The organism is Pelobacter propionicus DSM 2379, assembly GCF_000015045.1.
In the GTDB taxonomy this organism is placed as follows: domain Bacteria; phylum Desulfobacterota; class Desulfuromonadia; order Geobacterales; family Pseudopelobacteraceae; genus Pseudopelobacter; species Pseudopelobacter propionicus.
This window is the reverse complement of record NC_008609.1, coordinates 2,765,454-2,780,939: the sequence shown is the minus strand read 5'-3', so window position 1 is coordinate 2,780,939 and position 15,486 is coordinate 2,765,454. Positions and strand designations below refer to the sequence as shown.

Here is a 15,486-nt window from a genome sequence, read left to right as displayed (position 1 = left end):
GAGTGGAACGGTGCTGTTATTAACGCCGTCGTGAGTGGGGGGCGAACCTCGTTTTGCGAAAACTGATCAAGCGGAAGGGGGGAAGCAACGATCATTCGTCGTCCACGATCAGGGCCAGCACCCACTCCGCCAGCAGGGAGAGCTGCTCCAGGGAGATGCGCTCCGCGGTGGTGTGGGCGTGCTCATAGCCGCAGCTCAGCACGACGGTCTCCCTGCCCCTGCTGTTGAAGATATTGGCATCGGACCCGCCGCCGGTTGAGGTGAACAAGAGCGGTGCGCCGATCCGTCGGGCGGCCCGGGCGGCGCGACGGGCCGCTTTTGTCTCTTCCGCCAGCTGGTACGCCGGGTAGCGCTCCGTCACCCTCAGCTCCGTGCTGCCGCCCAGTTCGGTGGCCGCCGATTCCATGGCCCGTTCGATGGCCTCCAGCTGGGCGCGCACCTTGGCCGGGTCCAGGGAGCGAATCTCCCCGCTGAGCTCGCAGAATTCAGGAACGATGTTGGATGCTCCCTGAGCGGATATGCTGCCCAGGTTGACGGTGGTTTCCGGATCGATGCGCAAGAGCCGCATGCGGCTGATGGCAAGAGCCGCCATCTGGATTGCCGAGATGCCCTGCTCCGGGCTAAAGCCGGCATGGGCGCTTCTGCCGTGGAAAACCGCCCTGAAGTTGACCTTCTCCGGCGCCTGGACGACGATCTGGCCGACCCTGCCGGCCGCGTCCAGCACGAAGCCGGACCGCGCCTCGAGCCGGGAGATGTCGAAATGGCGGACACCGGCCAGGGCCAGTTCTTCGGCCACCGTCAGGACGATCTCCAGAGTGGGGTGGGGGATCCTGTGTTCCCTGATGGTTGTCAGCGCCTCCAGGATGGCGGCCAGGCCGGCGCCGTCGTCCGCGCCCAGTACCGTGGTGCCGTCGCTGACCAGATACTCCCCCTGGATGCGCGGCCTGACCCCCGTTCCCGGCGCGACCCGGTCCAGGTGGCAGGAGAGAAAGAGCGCCTCGCCCGGCCCGCTTCCCTCCAGGCGGGCATGGAGGTTGCCCGTGTTTCCGTTGGTCGGCTGCCCGGCCCGGTCCTCGCTGACGGAACAGCCCAGCCCGGTCAGACGTTCCCGCAGGAAATCAGCCATCTGTCGTTCCCTGCCCGGTTCGGAGTCGATGGCGCACAGCTCCATGAATGTGGCGAAGAGCCGCTGTCGAGTGATGTGTCGTGGAATGCTGGTCATGGCTGGAATGTTTGGTTTGTTTACGTCGGATCTGAAAGGCGAAACAATAGCAGAGCCGGCCGGGTATGGCAAGGGAGGTGGCCGCGTCACGGCTGGCGGGGGATGATGTTCCAGGTTTCGGAGGCCTGGTCGAAGACGATCATGGCCTGTCTGTCCCGCAACTGCCGCAGCACCTGTTCAACCTTTTGCTCCAGGGTGTATTCCCCGTTGGCCGGTTCACACCAATCCCGCGTCACGAACTCCTCCAGCATTCTGGCCAGCGTCTCCGGGGAAATGCGCTCCAGGGGGATCTCCAGCGGCTCTTCCCCTGTCACCTCATCCCGGCTATGCAAAGGGATTCTCCACGCTGTCGCCAGCTTCCCGGGTGATGCGAGCGGGAAGCTCCGCTCCCTCCAGTTCCCGCAGGGTCAGGTCCAGAACCTCTTTCAGCAGACGGGCCAGCGCAAGCCCCTCCCTGTCGCGGGTGATGTCCAGGCTGCCGAAGAGGGAGACTCTGTCCAGCCGGTTTTCGATGGTCAGATCCCCCATCTGGAGACAATCGCTCTCGTTATCGAACGGTTTAATCGTTTGTGCCTTGGTCATATTCCTCTCCTCTGTTTACGCTCCCGGTACGACTCGGCCTCGGCCAGGTTCATGGGCGTGGCCTTGACCTTGCGTTTCAAGGCCGGAAAGATGCTGATGCCGGTCACCTTCTCCAGCTCGGCTATGGAGATGATTTGCGGCTGGCTGTCAGCGCTGTTGTCGATCAGGTATGCGCCCGCCTCCTGCCTTGTGGGGTCGTAGACCGCCTTGAACATGCTACTAGGCACCAGCACCGCGCCGCCGATGCGCTGCACCCGCTCTCCCCGGAAGATCGGGCCGGTGACCACATACAGGTCGCCCCGTTCACGCGCCATCTTCCTCACGCTGGATTCGATCCCCTCCCAGGGGCCGCGGTTGTTCTCCGGAATCTGGGGCATCATGTTGGCCAGTGAAAAGCACTCGTACTGGGACTGCGTGTCGAACATATCCGCCGAGGGGGCCACGTGGCCGCGGTCGTACCCGGAGCGGGCGTAGTGGCGCAGTTCGGCCCGTTCCGATTCCGGTATGTTTTCATCGGCATGGAAACGGTTGTGGCGTTTCAGCCCCTTGCCCCGGGTGAGCCGTTGGCGGGTCAGGTGCTCGGCCGCGTACAGCGGCGTCCTGGTTATGCCGGAATGTTTGATGGCATAACCGGAATAGCATACTTCACGGGTCTTTGTGTCGAGTTTCTGGTTGATCAGGTCCGGGGCCTCGCCATCCGCAAAGTGTTCGGGGCAGCTTGTCTGCCCAGCCAGAGCAGGGGAAATGGTCAGTGAAACGAGCAGCGCCAGCAGAGCCAGAGCCTTTGTCGGTGCTTTCATTAAACCTCCTTGGTCTCAAAAAGCCCGAACCGTATCAATTCCTTAGCTGAGAGTCAACCCGGCTTCCGCTCTTTGTTGTTGTCTGCTCTGGTGGGGGAAGGCGGAGGGCGCTTGACTTCCAGACGGCGCAGGGCTAGTTTTTTCCTGCTTGATCGGCACAGGGCGCTTGATAAGCCCGGAAAGGCGGGAGCATGGTGGACGAGGCACAACATCAGGGGGTCAGGTTCTGTCCCCGCTGCGGCGGCGAACGCCTCTCCTGGCCCACCCCCAAGAATTTCCGCTGCGATTGCTGCGGGTTCGTGCTCTTCCTAAACATCGCGGCCGCGGTGGCGGTGATCATGGAGTGCCAGGGCAAGCTGCTCTTCGGGGTGAGAAAGCATGAACCGGGGCGCGGCATGCTGGACCTGCCCGGCGGATTCGCCGATGCCGGTGAGAGCGCCGAGGAGGCGGCGCGGCGGGAACTGCGGGAAGAACTGGGCATCGAGGTTCCGGAGATGCGCTACCTGTTCTCCTTCCCCAACCGCTACCCCTATGGCGGCATGGTCTACGACACCCTGGACCAGATCTTCCTGGTGCGCTGGGACCAGCCCCCACCCGTGAAGGCGGCGGACGACCTGGCCGATGTCGTCTGGGTCGAGCGCGGCGCCGTGGAGTTTGATCGCATCGCCTTCGATTCCCTGCGCCGGGCGGTGCGGCGCTATCTGAGCGAGAGCTGAACATACCAGACGGAGGATTCCCCATGAACGCCAGTCGCAACGCCATGACCGAGCCGAACCTTACCCATCACCTGACCTGCGTGGTGCATGAGCTGTTGCCGCTCTTCTCCCAGCCCCAGCTGGTGGCCATCGTCTTCGACAGCTGGCGCCTTTTGCGTGCACAGTGCGGCCTGCGCCTGTACGCCTACGTGATCATGGAAGAACACCTGCACTTCCTGGCCCGGGTGGAACGGCTGGACAGCTGTCTGGAACGTTTCATGGAGGAAACCTCCGACCGGATGCTGGCCTTTCTGGAGCAGCAGCGGCTGGAGCGCTTTCTGAAGCGGCTCCCCCGTGACGCTGAGGGGCGCTGCCGCGTCTGGCAGCAGCCGGTCGAACAGGAACCGGTCGGGGAGGGGGTGATGGGGAAGGTCATCGACTACATCCACATCAACCCGGTCAAGCGGGGGTACGTGGAGCGCGCCGAACAGTGGCGCTACTCCAGCGCACGGGATTATGCCGGGGAGAGGGGGCTGGTGGAGATCGATCGCTGGGGCGGGGAAAGCTTTGTCTGAATCGAAGAGCGTAAGGTTGAGTCGATGCTGCCGGCCGTGAAATAATGATCTCTGTTTTTATGTTCTGCGTCACAGAGGTATGCGGTGAAATGGTGCATGGTTGCTGAAACGAGCACAGGTTAAAAGGAGATGCACCATGTCACAGCGCCATGAATGCCATACGGCTGAATTCAAGGCCAGGGTAGCCCTGGCAGCGCTTTCGGGGGAAAAGGGGAGCGCGGAGCTTGCGCGGGAATACGGAATTAGCGTTGGTCAGGTCGACCGCTGGAAGGGGGAATTGATCGAAAACGCCCCCCGCTTCTTCGAGAGGGACGAGATGAGGGAATTTTCTGATGAGATCGAGGTGATCGATCTTTTCCACCGGTTGGCCAGGCTGCGGGAGAACGGGCAGGATTAGTTCGGAAGACGCAGGAACCCAGGAAAGTAAAAAGCCGCCCGAATCAGCGTAAGAGTTGATTCGAGCGGCTTTTTTTGCGTGGTTGCGGTGGCGGGCTGTGTTTGTTTCGTGGGAGCAACTTTGCCCCGTGTCGAGAACTGCCCCCCACGGTTGGCCCTTGATAGTGTAAAAAAATGTCGACAGCGAAAAAGGCGTTGCAGATGCAACGCCTTTTTCGCTTAACTATGGACGCTATTTTGTATCAGGCGTTTCTTTTATTTGTTCGACGCTTTCCGTAGAGGGCAAGGCCAGCCATGCCAACACCAAGCAACATCAAAGTGCCAGGTTCGGGAACGGGGGCACAATTAACTTCCCATACGTAGTTGCGATATACATCAGTGTCGGATAATCCGTCCTGTACATAAGCGGAACGCGACGGCCCCCCGTATGGGTCATTATAGCCAGGGTTCCCTGTGTCAAGTTTATAGGTGTCATCAAAAACCATACCTTGATGTTCACCCCATCCGTCGTACCATGCAGTAAATGTAATTGTGTTTGGGTCAGTGGTGTTAGAATTTATTGAAGTTACATAATCTGCTGCTGTCCCTCCAAATATGAGGGCAGCTGCTTCGACGGCAGAATAGACGGATGGGTTGTTTGTCCAATTGGGACCGTCATAAACGGCATAAGAGCCAACGTAAGTGTAGGAGGTTGCGTGTGCAATTCCACCTAAAAACAATGCAAATAAAACCACTAAGCAAATCTTTTTCATTTTCCCTCTCCTTTTTCAGTCATATACTGGTGTTTCGTTTTTAAATATTTCATGCAAAATTATTGCCATTTAGGTAACTGACTGATTTTAGTGCATTATGCGTGTCGGTTGAAATGGAGTGAGGCTGATATGTAAATCTTATCGACAGTACGTGTTGTGGGCCAATTAAACTTAGGGGAGGGATCACCCGCGTACGGCCTGTGGGATAAGGCATTGATGGTTTGAGCTTGTATATATTGTGGCGTGGGTTGCCGGGACAGCCCTTGATGAACGTTGAAAATCCTCATCAAGGGCTGTTTTTTGCCCTCATCTTGATAACCGACAGCTACGCCATGGCCAGTGGCGGCGGTTCCTTCGGGTCGATGGTCACATCCAAGAGCGTCGGCCCCTGGTGGGTTGCCAGCTTCTGCCAGTCGATGGTTTCGAAGTCCTCGATGGAACGGATGGTGAAGGCCTGGGCGCCGGTGGAGCGGGCCATCATGGCGAAATCCACCGGCGGAATGCTGAAATCCACCGCCTCCCTGCCGTGGGTCCGGTGGCCGTGCCTGATCAGGCCGTAGGCCTGGTCGTTCAGCACCGCGAAGATCACCGGCAGGCGCCGCTCCACCGCCACGGTTATCTCCTGGCCGCTCATCAGATAGCAACCGTCGCCGGCGATGCAGACTGACGGCGCCTTTTGATTGGCGAATGCTCCTCCCACCGCGGCGCCCACGGCCCAGGCCATGGTGGCGAATTCGATGGAGTAGTGCAGCGCCTCCGGTCGCTGGTGGAAGAAGTAGTGGATGGACCAGGGCACGCTGTTGCTGTTGTCGATGAAGAAACGGCTCTCCCGCGGCAGGCGCTGGATTAGCTCCACGTACACCTGGGGCGCCTTGAGCAGCTGGCCGCTGGCAGGAGGAGCGCAGCAGTCGGCGTTGCGCACGCTGATTCCCGCCGGCACATAGGCGCTCGTCGCGGGAGCGGTTTCAGCGGACCCTTTGGAACGGGAGACGGCCGAGCCGTCATGTTGCTCCAGTCGGCGGTTCAACTGTTCGAAGATGGCATGAATCCCCCCGTAGAGGTGCAGTCTGGCCATGGGGGAGCGGGTGAAGTTCTGGCGGTCGCTGTCGATGTGCACCATGCAATCGTTCATCAGGATTGGGTCCCATTTGCTGGTCTCCCATTCCCCCAGGTTGCTCCCCACGGCCAAGATCAGCTGGACGTTATCCTCCGCCAGTGTCTGGCGGGCCGAACTGTGCCCGGAAACACCGAACACGCCGCGCGCCAAGGGATGATAGGGGTTGATGGCCGGTTTTCCCCGCGGGGTGGTGATGATCTTGGCCCCGGTCAGTTCGGCGAAGCGTGTGATCAGGTCGCCTGCGCTGATGGCGTTGGCCCCTGCCAGCAGGACGATCCGGCCGGAAGTGCTCCGTACGGTGGTGATCTCATTCATCAACCGCTCCAGAGCCGCGCCGTCGACGGTGCTTTCCTCGGCGCTCACCAGGGAGTGCAGTCCGGGATAAGAGGCTGGACCACTGGCATCGGCGCCGAAGATGTCGATGGGGATGCTCAGGTGGGCCGGTCCCCGGGGGCTGCCCAACGCCGTGGTCAGGGCCGAGGCCAGCTTCTTCTCCAACTGGTTGGGGTGTGACACCAGGGAGTTGTAGCGGGTGCAGCAGGCGAACATGCTCATGATGTCCACGCCGTCCCGGGAAGAGTCCTGGAAACAGCCGAAGCTGAAATCGGTCACCCTGGTCTGGGAGGAGAGCACCAGCATGGGCACCTGCTCGGCATAAGCGCCGGCCACGCCGGTGATCAGGTTGGTGGCGCCCGGCCCGGTGGTGGAGCAGCAGACGCCGATCCTTCCGCTCTCCCGGGCATAGCCGTCGGCCATGAACGCCGCTCCCGCCTCGTGGCGGGCCAGCACAAGCCGCGGGCCGCCCCGTTTCTCGCTGCACACCAGGGCGTCGAACAGCGGCCCCAACGGGCTGCCCGGGACGCCGAATACGTACTCCACGCCAAACTGCTCCAGATACTCCACGATCAGATCGCTTACCGTCAGTGCCATTACTTAGTTCTCCTTGCCAGCTCAAATGCGTTTTCCGACGTTTCCATCCTTCCGACGCACAAATCATGACGGAAGGGATGCTGCGGCATGGTAGCACATTTGGGTGATACGGGGCTAATCTTCTTGCCTGCCATGATAAAATTGGACGCCAGCGGCCGGGTGAGACTCCCGACGCCGCGGAGCGCCGCTTCTTGCGGCTCTTTCGCGGTTGACACCCTTTTGACTCATATAGTATCTTCTGACACTTGCTCGCCGTGTATCCAACGGCTTTGCGGCAATCCGCGCACAATATTATTCATAACCAAGAAGGGGCTGAACCATGAGAAGCGATACGATTACACAAGGGTTTGAACGCACTCCGCACCGCGCCCTGCTGAAGGGTAGCGGTGTCCCACAGAGTCAGATGGACAAGCCGTTCATCGGCGTGGCCACCAGCTTTACCGACCTGATTCCCGGGCACGTGGGCATGCGCGACCTGGAGCGCTTCATCGAGAAGGGGGTCCACACCGGCGGCGGCCACGCCTTCTTCTTCGGCCTGCCCGGCGTGTGCGACGGCATCGCCATGGGGCACAAGGGGATGCACTACTCCCTGCCGACCCGCGAGCTTATCGCCGACATGGTGGAGTCGGTGGCCGAAGCCCACCGCCTGGACGGGCTGGTGCTGCTGACCAACTGCGACAAGATCACCCCCGGCATGCTCATGGCCGCCGCCCGGCTGGATATCCCCTGCATCGTGGTCACCGCCGGTCCCATGATGAGCGGCCGCGGCCAGGAAGGGCGCAAATTCTCCTTTGTCACCGATACCTTCGAGGCCATGGCCCGCTACAAGGCCGGCGTGATCAGTGAGAGGGAACTGATGGTCTGCGAGGAGAACGCCTGCCCTGGCATCGGCTCCTGCCAGGGGCTGTTCACCGCCAACACCATGGCCATCCTGACCGAGACCATGGGCATGAGCCTGCCGCGCTGCGGCACGGCCCTGGCGGTGTCGGCGCTGAAACGGCGCATCGCCTTTGCCTCGGGGGAGAAGATCGTGGAGCTGGTGCAGAACAACATCACCCCGCGCAGCATCCTGACCCGCGAGGCCTTCGAGAACGCCATCCGGGTGGACCTGGCCCTGGGCGGCTCCTCCAACACCGTGCTGCACCTGCTGGCCATCGCCAACGAAGCAGGGGTTGAGCTGCCGCTGGAGACCTTCGACATCCTGGCCAAGGAGACCCCCCAACTGGCATCCATGAACCCGGCCGGCGAGCACTTCATGGAGGACCTGGACGTGGCCGGCGGCGTCAGCGGCGTCATGAAGCAGCTGGGCGACAAGATCAAGGATACGCAGACCCTGTTCGGCCTGACCACCAGGCAGCTGGCAGCCAGCGTGGAGAACGTGGACGAGACGGTGATCCGTCCGCTTACTAACCCGGTGAAGAAGGAGGGGGGCATCGCGGTCCTGTTCGGCAACATCGCGCCCAAGGGGGCGGTGGTCAAGCAGTCCGGCGTGTCGGACAAGATGATGAAATTCGAGGGGACGGCGCGCTGCTTCGACTCCGAGGAGCTGGCCATGGCCGCCCTGATGGAAGGGGAAATCGTTGCCGGTAATGTGGTGGTGATCCGCTACGAGGGGCCCAAGGGTGGCCCCGGCATGCGCGAGATGCTGGCTCCCACCGCCGCCCTGATGGGGCTTGGTTTGGGGGACTCGGTTGCCCTGATCACCGACGGCCGTTTCTCCGGCGGCACCCGTGGTCCCTGCATCGGCCACATCTCCCCCGAGGCGGCCCAGGGCGGCCCCATCGGCCTGATCCAGGACGGCGACCGCATCTCCCTGGATATCCCGGCTCGCAGGCTGGAGCTGCTGGTTGATGAGGCTGTGCTGCAGGCACGCGCAGCTACCTGGGTGGCTCCTCCCCCCAAGATTGCCAAGGGGTGGCTGGCCCGCTACGCCAAGGTGGTTACCTCGGCCCACACCGGCGCGGTGACTACGGCGGAGTAGTGTCAGGTAAAAAACAGAATCGATTTGGAATCTGGTGATTTTGTCATTTCCTGATCCCTGAAATGATGTTGCTCTGGTGTCAGACACGTTTTTCCCAGAGAACTCTGTGCCCTCTGTGGCTATGTACATTTTCCCGGTTCATGTTTGCGGATGGAGTGATGGTATGAAAATGAACGGCGCGCGTATCCTGCTGGAGTGCCTCATGAAGGAAGGGGTCGACACGGTCTTCGGCTACCCTGGTGGCACGGTTCTCAATGTCTACGACGAACTCTTCGGTTGTAAAGAGATCCGCCACATCATGCCGCGGCACGAGCAGGCCGGCACCCATGCGGCCGACGGCTATGCCCGGGCAACCGGCAAGGTGGGTGTGGCCATCGCCACCTCCGGACCGGGGGCAACCAACACGGTCACCGGCATCGCAACGGCCTACATGGATTCCATTCCCATGGTGATCATCACCGGTCAGGTGCCCACGGCCCTGATCGGCAACGATGCCTTCCAGGAGGTGGATATCGTCGGTATCACCCGTTCCTGTACCAAGCACAATTTCCTGGTCAAGGACGTGAATGATATCGCCCCGATCATCAAGAAGGCCTTCTACATCGCACGCACCGGTCGTCCCGGTCCCGTGTTGGTGGACCTGCCCAAGGACGTGCAGATCGCCAAGACCGAATTCTGCTACCCGGAGAGCGTGGAACTGCGCAGCTACAAGCCGACCACCGGTGGCCACCCCCGCCAGGTGTCCAAGGCGGTGAGCATGCTTTTGGCTTCCCATCGTCCGGTGATGTACGTGGGCGGCGGGGTGATCCTGAGCAATGCAGCCCCGGAGTTGACCGCCCTGTCCCGCCTGCTTTCCATTCCGGTCACCACCACCCTGATGGGGTTGGGCGCCTTTCCGGGGGACGACGTCAATTCCCTGGGCATGCTGGGGATGCACGGCGCCTACTGCGCCAACATGGCCATGACCCACAGCGACCTGATCGTGGCCGTCGGCGCCCGTTTCGACGACCGGGTGACCGGCAAGGTGGATACCTTTGCCCCCCACGCCAAGATCATCCACATCGACGTGGACCCCACTTCCATCAGGAAGAACGTGCGGGTCGATCTCCCTATCGTGGGAGATGTGCGCGACGTGCTGACCAAGATGATCAAGAAGGTGGAAAAGTCCGAGGGAGATCAGGCCGCCTACCGGGAGTCCCTGGCCCCCTGGCACGAACAGATCGCCGGCTGGAAAGAGAAACATCCGGTGTCATTCACCAGGAGCTCGGCGGTGATCAAGCCGCAGTTCGTAATCCAGAAGTTGCGCGAGCTGTCCGACCGGGACGCCATCGTCTCCACCGACGTGGGGCAGCACCAGATGTGGACGGCCCAGTTCTTCAGCTTCACCGGCCCACGCACCCTGCTGACCTCCGGCGGGTTGGGCACCATGGGGTTCGGCCTGCCGGCGGCCATGGGGGCCCAGGCAGCGTTCCCGGGACGCCAGGTGATCGCCATCTGCGGCGACGGTGGCATTCAGATGAACATCCAGGAGATGGCCACCCTGGTGCAGAACCGGCTGCCGGTGAAGATCGTGATCATCAACAACAACTTCCTCGGCATGGTGCGCCAGTGGCAGGAGATGTTCTTCGACAAGCGCTACTCCCAATCCTGTCTGGAGCTGCCCATCGACTACATCAAGCTGGCCGACGCCTACGGCGCCAAGGGGTTCGTGGCCTCAAAACCGTCCGAGGTGGAGACGGTCATCCGCCAGGGCTTTGCCGAACCAGGTCCGGTGATCATGGAGTTCAGGGTGGCACGGGAGGAGAAGGTGCTCCCCATGGTCCCCTCCGGGGCGTCGTTGAACGAGATGCTGCTGAACGCGTAAGCTCACCGTTTCTCCCCTTCACTTTTTTTCCGTCGAGGCGTATCCCATGCGACATACTATTTCCGTCCTGGTCGAAAACGAGTTTGGCGTTGTCTCCCGTGTGGCGTCGCTCTTTTCCAGCAGAGGCTTCAACATCGACTCGTTTATCGGTGCCCCCACCAACGAGGAGGGCATCTCCCGTATCACCATCGTCACCCATGGCGACGAGAGCGTGCTCGAGCAGATCACCAAGCAGCTCAACAAACTGATCGACGTCGTCAAGGTCATCGACTTCAGCGACGGCAGCGGCATCGAGCGGGAGATGGCCCTGATCAAGGTGACCGCCGAGGACGAGAGCCGAGCCGAGGTGCTGCGCATCGTGGATATCTTCCGCGCCAAGATCATCGACGTCACCTCCCGTTCCTACACCATCGAGGCAACCGGCAATCCCAACAAGATCGACGCCATTATCGAACTGCTGCGTCCCCTGGGGGTGAAGGAGTTGGTGCGCACCGGCGCCATCACCATCGGCCGCGGTGCAAAGGGATGGGCAGGCTAGGGCGCGCCGCCCCTTCAACAGACACCCGGAGAGAGTGCGACATGCGACATACCCATACCATTTCCGTGCTGGTTGAAAACGAATTCGGCGTCCTGGCGCGAGTGGCAGCGCTCTTCTCCGGCCGCGGCTTCAATATCGACTCCCTGAACGTGGCCCCAACCAACGAGGAGGGGCTCTCCCGCATCACCATCGTCACCCATGGCGACGAGAATGTGCTTGAGCAGATTACCAAGCAGCTCAACAAGCTGGTGGACGTACTCAAGGTGGTCGATTTCACGGAGTCCAGTGGAATCGAGCGGGAACTGGCCCTGGTCAAGGTGACCGCCAAGGACGAGAACCGCGCCGAGGTGCTGCGCATCGCCACTATCTTCCTGGCCAAGATCATCGATGTCACCCCCCTTTCCTACACCATCGAGGTTACGGGCGCCCCCTCAAAGATCAACGCCATCCTGGACATGCTGCGTCCCCTGGGGATCAGGGAACTGGTCCGCAGCGGCACCACGGCCATCGGCCGGGGGGCCAGGGGGTGGAAGGGATAACTGGAAAGTCGAAGCCCTCGTGTTCATCCGGTCGCGGCATTTCTGGTCCGCACCTCTTCCCGAAACAACTCCCCCTGATACGGCAATAGTATGTGCCATCCCCGTGTTATTGCTATTTACATTGACAGCTTCCGGTTGATGTAGTACTTTCATTCTTCTTTAAATCAATAGGTTGAACCGGTTTTCCGGATAATCTGCAGGGAGGATGTGACAGAATGAAAGTCTATTACGACAAGGATTGCAATCTGGCGGTATTGAAAAACAAGACGGTAGCCATCATCGGTTATGGTTCGCAGGGGCATGCCCATGCCCTGAATCTTAACGATTCCGGCATTGATGTGATCGTAGGTCTCAGAAAGGAATCCCCTTCCGTCAAGAAGGCTACCGATGCCGGCCTGAAGGTCCTCGGCGTGGCCGAGGCGGCCAAAGCCGCAGATATCGTGATGATTCTGCTGCCTGACGAGACCCAGGGTGACGTGTATCGCGCCGAGATCGGCCCGAACCTGAAGGAAGGAGCCACCATCGCCTTCGGCCATGGCTTCAACATTCACTTCGGCCAGATCGAGCCCCGTGCCGATATCAACGTCTTCATGGTCGCCCCCAAGGGACCGGGCCACATGGTACGCCACGAATACACCAGGGGGGGCGGCGTTCCCTGTCTGGTAGCCATCCACCAGGATCCCTCTGGCAAGACCAAGGAGATCGCCCTGGCCTATGCCTCCGCGGTCGGCGGCGGCCGTTCCGGGATCATCGAAACCAACTTCCGCGAGGAGACCGAGACCGACCTGTTCGGCGAGCAGGCCGTGCTCTGCGGCGGCATCTCCGCCCTGATCCAGGCCGGTTTCGAGACACTGGTGGAAGCCGGCTATGCCCCTGAGATGGCCTATTTCGAGTGTCTGCACGAGACCAAGCTGATCGTCGACCTGATCTACGAGGGCGGCATCGCCAACATGCGCTACTCTGTCTCCAATACCGCCGAGTACGGCGACCTGACCCGCGGACCGCGCGTGGTCAACGAAGAGACCAAGTGGGAGATGAAGAAGATCCTGGACGAGATCCAGACCGGTGAGTTCTGCAAGGAGTGGATGCTGGAGAACAAGGCCAACAAGCCGACCTTCAATGCCCTGCGCCGCCGCGGCAGCGAACACCAGATCGAGGAAGTGGGCGCACGTCTGCGCGCCATGATGCCCTGGATCGGCAAGAACAAGATTGTCGACAAGGCGAAGAACTAGCTCGCGTTTCCGTTGCTCCAACACCCCTCTTCCCACGGGAGAGGGGTGTTATTCTTTTTTGGCTGAATCAGTGACGCCTGGATGACGGAAGCGGGCGTAATGCCTTGCATCCAAAGCCGCCGGTGACAATCTAGCCGGGTGGAGCGGATGGCCCCGCTCGGTGTCACGAATTCGGATCTCAGGCAGGTCTGATGAAAAACCAGAACACCCCCATCGCCTTCGAAGGCTTCCCTTTCATAGCAGGCTTTGCCGCACTGACACTCCTGACCGCGCTTTCAGCGGGGAAACTCTGCTCGGCCATCCTGTACGGCTTCTCCGCCCTCTTTGCGCTCCTGACCCTGTTCAGTCTCTACTTTTTTCGCAATCCCCAGCGGACGCCGCCTGCCGACGAGCGGGCCGTGGTTGCTCCCGCCGATGGCACCGTGATCGTCGTCGACCGGGTTCCCGTGACCCCCCTGGGCCATGAGGCGCTCAAAATCAGCATCTTCATGTCGGTCTTCAACGTCCATGTCAACCGGGTTCCCTTTTCCGGCAGGGTCGTGGAACTGACCCATACTCCGGGCAAGTTCTTCGATGTGCGCGACAGCCGCTCCTCCTGCGAGAACGAGCGCAGCACCATCGTGCTGGAGACCGTTTCCGGCCTGCGCATGGCGTTCGTGCAGGTGGCCGGCCTGATCGCGCGGCGCATTGTCTGCTATGCCCGCAACGGGGAGATGCTGGAACGGGGGAAGCGCTACGGACTGATCCGTTTCGGCTCGCGACTGGATGTGTACCTGCCGCCGGATGTGCAGCCTCTGGTGAAACTGGGGGACAAAACGATAGCAGGCGAGACGGTACTGGGACGTCTCGGGTGAGGGGAGAACTGATCGGATGAATCCCGAAACGCCGCAGGAGCGGATTGAAACAACCGAAAGCATCAAACGGGGGATCTATATCCTCCCCAACCTGGTAACCACCGCCAGCATGTTTGCCGGATTCTATAGCCTGGTTTCCACCCTGAACGGCGATTATTACATGGCTGCCATACTGATCTTCATCTCCGCCGTGTGCGATGGTCTGGACGGCAAGGTTGCCCGCCTGACCGGCACCACCAGCAAGTTCGGTGTGGAATACGACTCACTGGCCGATGTGGTCGCCTTTGGCGTGACGCCTGCCCTGATGGTCTATTCCTGGGCCCTGCGCCCCTACGGGCGTCTGGGGTGGCTGGCGGCATTTCTGTTCGTCGCCTGCGGAGCGCTGCGTTTGGCGCGCTTCAACGTGCAGGTGAATACCGTGGAGAGCAAGCGTTTTGTGGGATTGCCCATACCTGCGGCCGCCTGCATGGTTGCCGCCACCGTGCTCCTGTTCCATCACCTGAACCGTTTTCCCCAGGAACTTATCCAGAATCCCTCCATGTTCAAGCGGGTGGGGCTGATTACCCTGATTTACCTGTTGGCCTTCCTGATGGTGTCCAATATCAGGTACTACTCCTTCAAGGACCCGGCCCTGATCAGGCGCCAACCCTTCGGCTTCCTGATGCTGGCGGTGGTCCTGCTGATCATCGTGGTGGCCGAGCCTGTGGTGATGACCTTTGCCATCATGCTCTGCTATACCCTGTCCGGCCCGATCGGTTTCCTTCTGGGCTGGCCACGTCGGCGCCGGCTGGAGAAGGCCATGCGCAAGGGGCATGAGTCGCTGCGCCAGTGAGGCTGGTGCGCCGGGGGAAGGTTGTCGATGCGGAGAGGTTGGGCGGGCGTGTTTTTTCCCGCCTTTTCTCGTGCAGGCATGGTATCAACTGATGTCGTGCAGGAGCGGCTTCAGGCCGTTGGGGCCGATTTCCAGGGTCGCATAGCTGGTGCGGCTGGTGCCCTTGATCAGGGTGCCGGGATTGACGAACAGGATCTCCGAGCGAGTGGAGATGGCGGCTTGGTGGCTGTGGCCGTACAGCACCACGTTCGCTTCCAATTGGAGCGCGCGCTTTTCCAGCAGGTTCAGATCCCTCTTGACGCCATAGCGGTCACCGTGGGTCAGCAGGAAGCGGATCCCGGCGCACTCCCAGAGCAGTTCCCGCGGCACGGAGGGATGGTAATCGCAGTTGCCGGCTATGGCGATGACCTGGATACCGGTTGCCTGGTTGAGCAACTCTGCGTCTTCGCCTCCGTCACCCAGGTGGATGACCGCATCCAGGGGAGCGGCCGCGTCGCTGGCCCGGAACAGGAGCGGGTAGTTACCGTGGCTATCGGATGTCACCAAGATCTTCATGGCGCCAGTGTAGCAAATCGCA

Annotated in this window: 17 protein-coding genes; 10 read left to right on the top strand and 7 right to left on the bottom strand. The window is 61.0% G+C overall.

What is annotated here, in order from left to right:
- Window positions 1-91: 91 nt before the first annotated feature.
- The 4 genes from PPRO_RS12680 to PPRO_RS12665 all read right to left on the bottom strand — a co-directional run bounded on the left by PPRO_RS12680 (window position 92) and on the right by PPRO_RS12665 (window position 2,604).
- A complete protein-coding gene (locus tag PPRO_RS12680; RefSeq protein WP_011736427.1) occupies window positions 92-1,222 on the bottom strand; it encodes a M20/M25/M40 family metallo-hydrolase in 1,131 nt (376 codons plus the stop codon).
- 86 nt (window positions 1,223-1,308) lie between these two features.
- Window positions 1,309-1,554 (bottom strand): YheU family protein, encoded by a 246-nt coding sequence (locus PPRO_RS12675; protein WP_011736426.1) that lies wholly within the window; start codon window positions 1,552-1,554, stop codon window positions 1,309-1,311.
- Window positions 1,547-1,804 (bottom strand): hypothetical protein, encoded by a 258-nt coding sequence (locus PPRO_RS12670; protein WP_011736425.1) that lies wholly within the window; start codon window positions 1,802-1,804, stop codon window positions 1,547-1,549. The genes PPRO_RS12675 and PPRO_RS12670 overlap by 8 nt, the downstream gene beginning before the upstream one ends.
- Window positions 1,801-2,604, bottom strand: a complete 804-nt coding sequence (locus PPRO_RS12665) for a DNA/RNA non-specific endonuclease (RefSeq protein WP_011736424.1) — start codon at window positions 2,602-2,604, stop codon at window positions 1,801-1,803. The genes PPRO_RS12670 and PPRO_RS12665 overlap by 4 nt, the downstream gene beginning before the upstream one ends.
- Before the next feature lie 191 nt (window positions 2,605-2,795).
- Between PPRO_RS12665 and PPRO_RS12660 the strand changes: the two genes are divergently transcribed.
- From PPRO_RS12660 to PPRO_RS12650, 3 genes are all read left to right on the top strand, one after another.
- Window positions 2,796-3,320: an NUDIX domain-containing protein gene (locus tag PPRO_RS12660; RefSeq protein WP_041532314.1), complete on the top strand. Its 525-nt coding sequence runs from the start codon at window positions 2,796-2,798 to the stop codon at window positions 3,318-3,320.
- 23 nt (window positions 3,321-3,343) lie between these two features.
- The gene (locus tag PPRO_RS12655) at window positions 3,344-3,874 is read left to right on the top strand and encodes an REP-associated tyrosine transposase (protein WP_011736422.1); all 531 of its coding nucleotides are present in this window, start codon (window positions 3,344-3,346) and stop codon (window positions 3,872-3,874) included.
- Between the two features lie 136 nt (window positions 3,875-4,010).
- Entirely contained in the window at window positions 4,011-4,271 is a 261-nt protein-coding gene (locus PPRO_RS12650; protein WP_011736421.1) for a helix-turn-helix domain-containing protein, read from the top strand.
- A gap of 241 nt (window positions 4,272-4,512) precedes the next feature.
- Here PPRO_RS12650 and PPRO_RS20285 read toward each other — a convergent pair whose 3' ends face one another.
- Together PPRO_RS20285 and PPRO_RS12645 are read right to left on the bottom strand one after the other, a co-directional pair.
- Window positions 4,513-5,022, bottom strand: a complete 510-nt coding sequence (locus tag PPRO_RS20285) for a PEP-CTERM sorting domain-containing protein (protein ID WP_011736420.1) — start codon at window positions 5,020-5,022, stop codon at window positions 4,513-4,515.
- 325 nt (window positions 5,023-5,347) lie between these two features.
- Window positions 5,348-7,069 carry a thiamine pyrophosphate-binding protein gene (locus PPRO_RS12645; protein ID WP_011736419.1) on the bottom strand — a complete coding sequence of 574 codons (1,722 nt, stop codon included), beginning with the start codon at window positions 7,067-7,069 and terminating at the stop codon, window positions 5,348-5,350.
- 319 nt (window positions 7,070-7,388) lie between these two features.
- On the opposite strand from PPRO_RS12645, the gene ilvD reads away from it, so the two are divergent.
- The 7 genes from ilvD to pssA all read left to right on the top strand — a co-directional run bounded on the left by ilvD (window position 7,389) and on the right by pssA (window position 14,909).
- A complete protein-coding gene (ilvD, locus tag PPRO_RS12640) occupies window positions 7,389-9,050 on the top strand; it encodes a dihydroxy-acid dehydratase (protein WP_011736418.1) in 1,662 nt (553 codons plus the stop codon).
- 163 nt (window positions 9,051-9,213) lie between these two features.
- On the top strand, window positions 9,214-10,914 hold the full coding sequence (gene ilvB / locus PPRO_RS12635; protein ID WP_011736417.1) for a biosynthetic-type acetolactate synthase large subunit: 1,701 nt from the start codon (window positions 9,214-9,216) through the stop codon (window positions 10,912-10,914).
- A 46-nt stretch (window positions 10,915-10,960) separates the two neighbouring features.
- Entirely contained in the window at window positions 10,961-11,452 is a 492-nt protein-coding gene (ilvN, locus tag PPRO_RS12630) for an acetolactate synthase small subunit (protein ID WP_011736416.1), read from the top strand.
- A gap of 41 nt (window positions 11,453-11,493) precedes the next feature.
- The gene (gene ilvN / locus PPRO_RS12625) at window positions 11,494-11,991 is read left to right on the top strand and encodes an acetolactate synthase small subunit (protein ID WP_011736415.1); all 498 of its coding nucleotides are present in this window, start codon (window positions 11,494-11,496) and stop codon (window positions 11,989-11,991) included.
- 215 nt (window positions 11,992-12,206) lie between these two features.
- Window positions 12,207-13,223: a ketol-acid reductoisomerase gene (gene ilvC, locus PPRO_RS12620; RefSeq protein ID WP_011736414.1), complete on the top strand. Its 1,017-nt coding sequence runs from the start codon at window positions 12,207-12,209 to the stop codon at window positions 13,221-13,223.
- Between the two features lie 191 nt (window positions 13,224-13,414).
- Window positions 13,415-14,077: a phosphatidylserine decarboxylase family protein gene (locus tag PPRO_RS12615; RefSeq protein ID WP_011736413.1), complete on the top strand. Its 663-nt coding sequence runs from the start codon at window positions 13,415-13,417 to the stop codon at window positions 14,075-14,077.
- Between the two features lie 16 nt (window positions 14,078-14,093).
- Entirely contained in the window at window positions 14,094-14,909 is an 816-nt protein-coding gene (gene pssA, locus PPRO_RS12610; RefSeq protein ID WP_011736412.1) for a CDP-diacylglycerol--serine O-phosphatidyltransferase, read from the top strand.
- Window positions 14,910-14,993: 84 nt separating this feature from the next.
- On the opposite strand, the gene PPRO_RS12605 is transcribed toward pssA, so the two are convergent.
- A complete protein-coding gene (locus PPRO_RS12605) occupies window positions 14,994-15,452 on the bottom strand; it encodes a YfcE family phosphodiesterase (protein ID WP_198138272.1) in 459 nt (152 codons plus the stop codon).
- Window positions 15,453-15,486: the final 34 nt, after the last annotated feature.

What these genes read in the sequence shown, in the direction of transcription:
- PPRO_RS12680 (WP_011736427.1), bottom strand. Translation starts at nt 1,222, where the DNA reads ATGACCAGCATTCCACGACACATCACTCGACAGCGGCTCTTCGCCACA.
- PPRO_RS12670 (WP_011736425.1), bottom strand. Translation starts at nt 1,804, where the DNA reads ATGACCAAGGCACAAACGATTAAACCGTTCGATAACGAGAGCGATTGT.
- PPRO_RS12665 (WP_011736424.1), bottom strand. Translation starts at nt 2,604, where the DNA reads ATGAAAGCACCGACAAAGGCTCTGGCTCTGCTGGCGCTGCTCGTTTCA.
- PPRO_RS12660 (WP_041532314.1), top strand. Translation starts at nt 2,796, where the DNA reads ATGGTGGACGAGGCACAACATCAGGGGGTCAGGTTCTGTCCCCGCTGC.
- PPRO_RS12655 (WP_011736422.1), top strand. Translation starts at nt 3,344, where the DNA reads ATGAACGCCAGTCGCAACGCCATGACCGAGCCGAACCTTACCCATCAC.
- PPRO_RS12650 (WP_011736421.1), top strand. Translation starts at nt 4,011, where the DNA reads ATGTCACAGCGCCATGAATGCCATACGGCTGAATTCAAGGCCAGGGTA.
- PPRO_RS20285 (WP_011736420.1), bottom strand. Translation starts at nt 5,022, where the DNA reads ATGAAAAAGATTTGCTTAGTGGTTTTATTTGCATTGTTTTTAGGTGGA.
- PPRO_RS12645 (WP_011736419.1), bottom strand. Translation starts at nt 7,069, where the DNA reads ATGGCACTGACGGTAAGCGATCTGATCGTGGAGTATCTGGAGCAGTTT.
- ilvD (WP_011736418.1), top strand. Translation starts at nt 7,389, where the DNA reads ATGAGAAGCGATACGATTACACAAGGGTTTGAACGCACTCCGCACCGC.
- ilvB (WP_011736417.1), top strand. Translation starts at nt 9,214, where the DNA reads ATGAAAATGAACGGCGCGCGTATCCTGCTGGAGTGCCTCATGAAGGAA.
- ilvN (WP_011736416.1), top strand. Translation starts at nt 10,961, where the DNA reads ATGCGACATACTATTTCCGTCCTGGTCGAAAACGAGTTTGGCGTTGTC.
- ilvN (WP_011736415.1), top strand. Translation starts at nt 11,494, where the DNA reads ATGCGACATACCCATACCATTTCCGTGCTGGTTGAAAACGAATTCGGC.
- ilvC (WP_011736414.1), top strand. Translation starts at nt 12,207, where the DNA reads ATGAAAGTCTATTACGACAAGGATTGCAATCTGGCGGTATTGAAAAAC.
- PPRO_RS12615 (WP_011736413.1), top strand. Translation starts at nt 13,415, where the DNA reads ATGAAAAACCAGAACACCCCCATCGCCTTCGAAGGCTTCCCTTTCATA.
- pssA (WP_011736412.1), top strand. Translation starts at nt 14,094, where the DNA reads ATGAATCCCGAAACGCCGCAGGAGCGGATTGAAACAACCGAAAGCATC.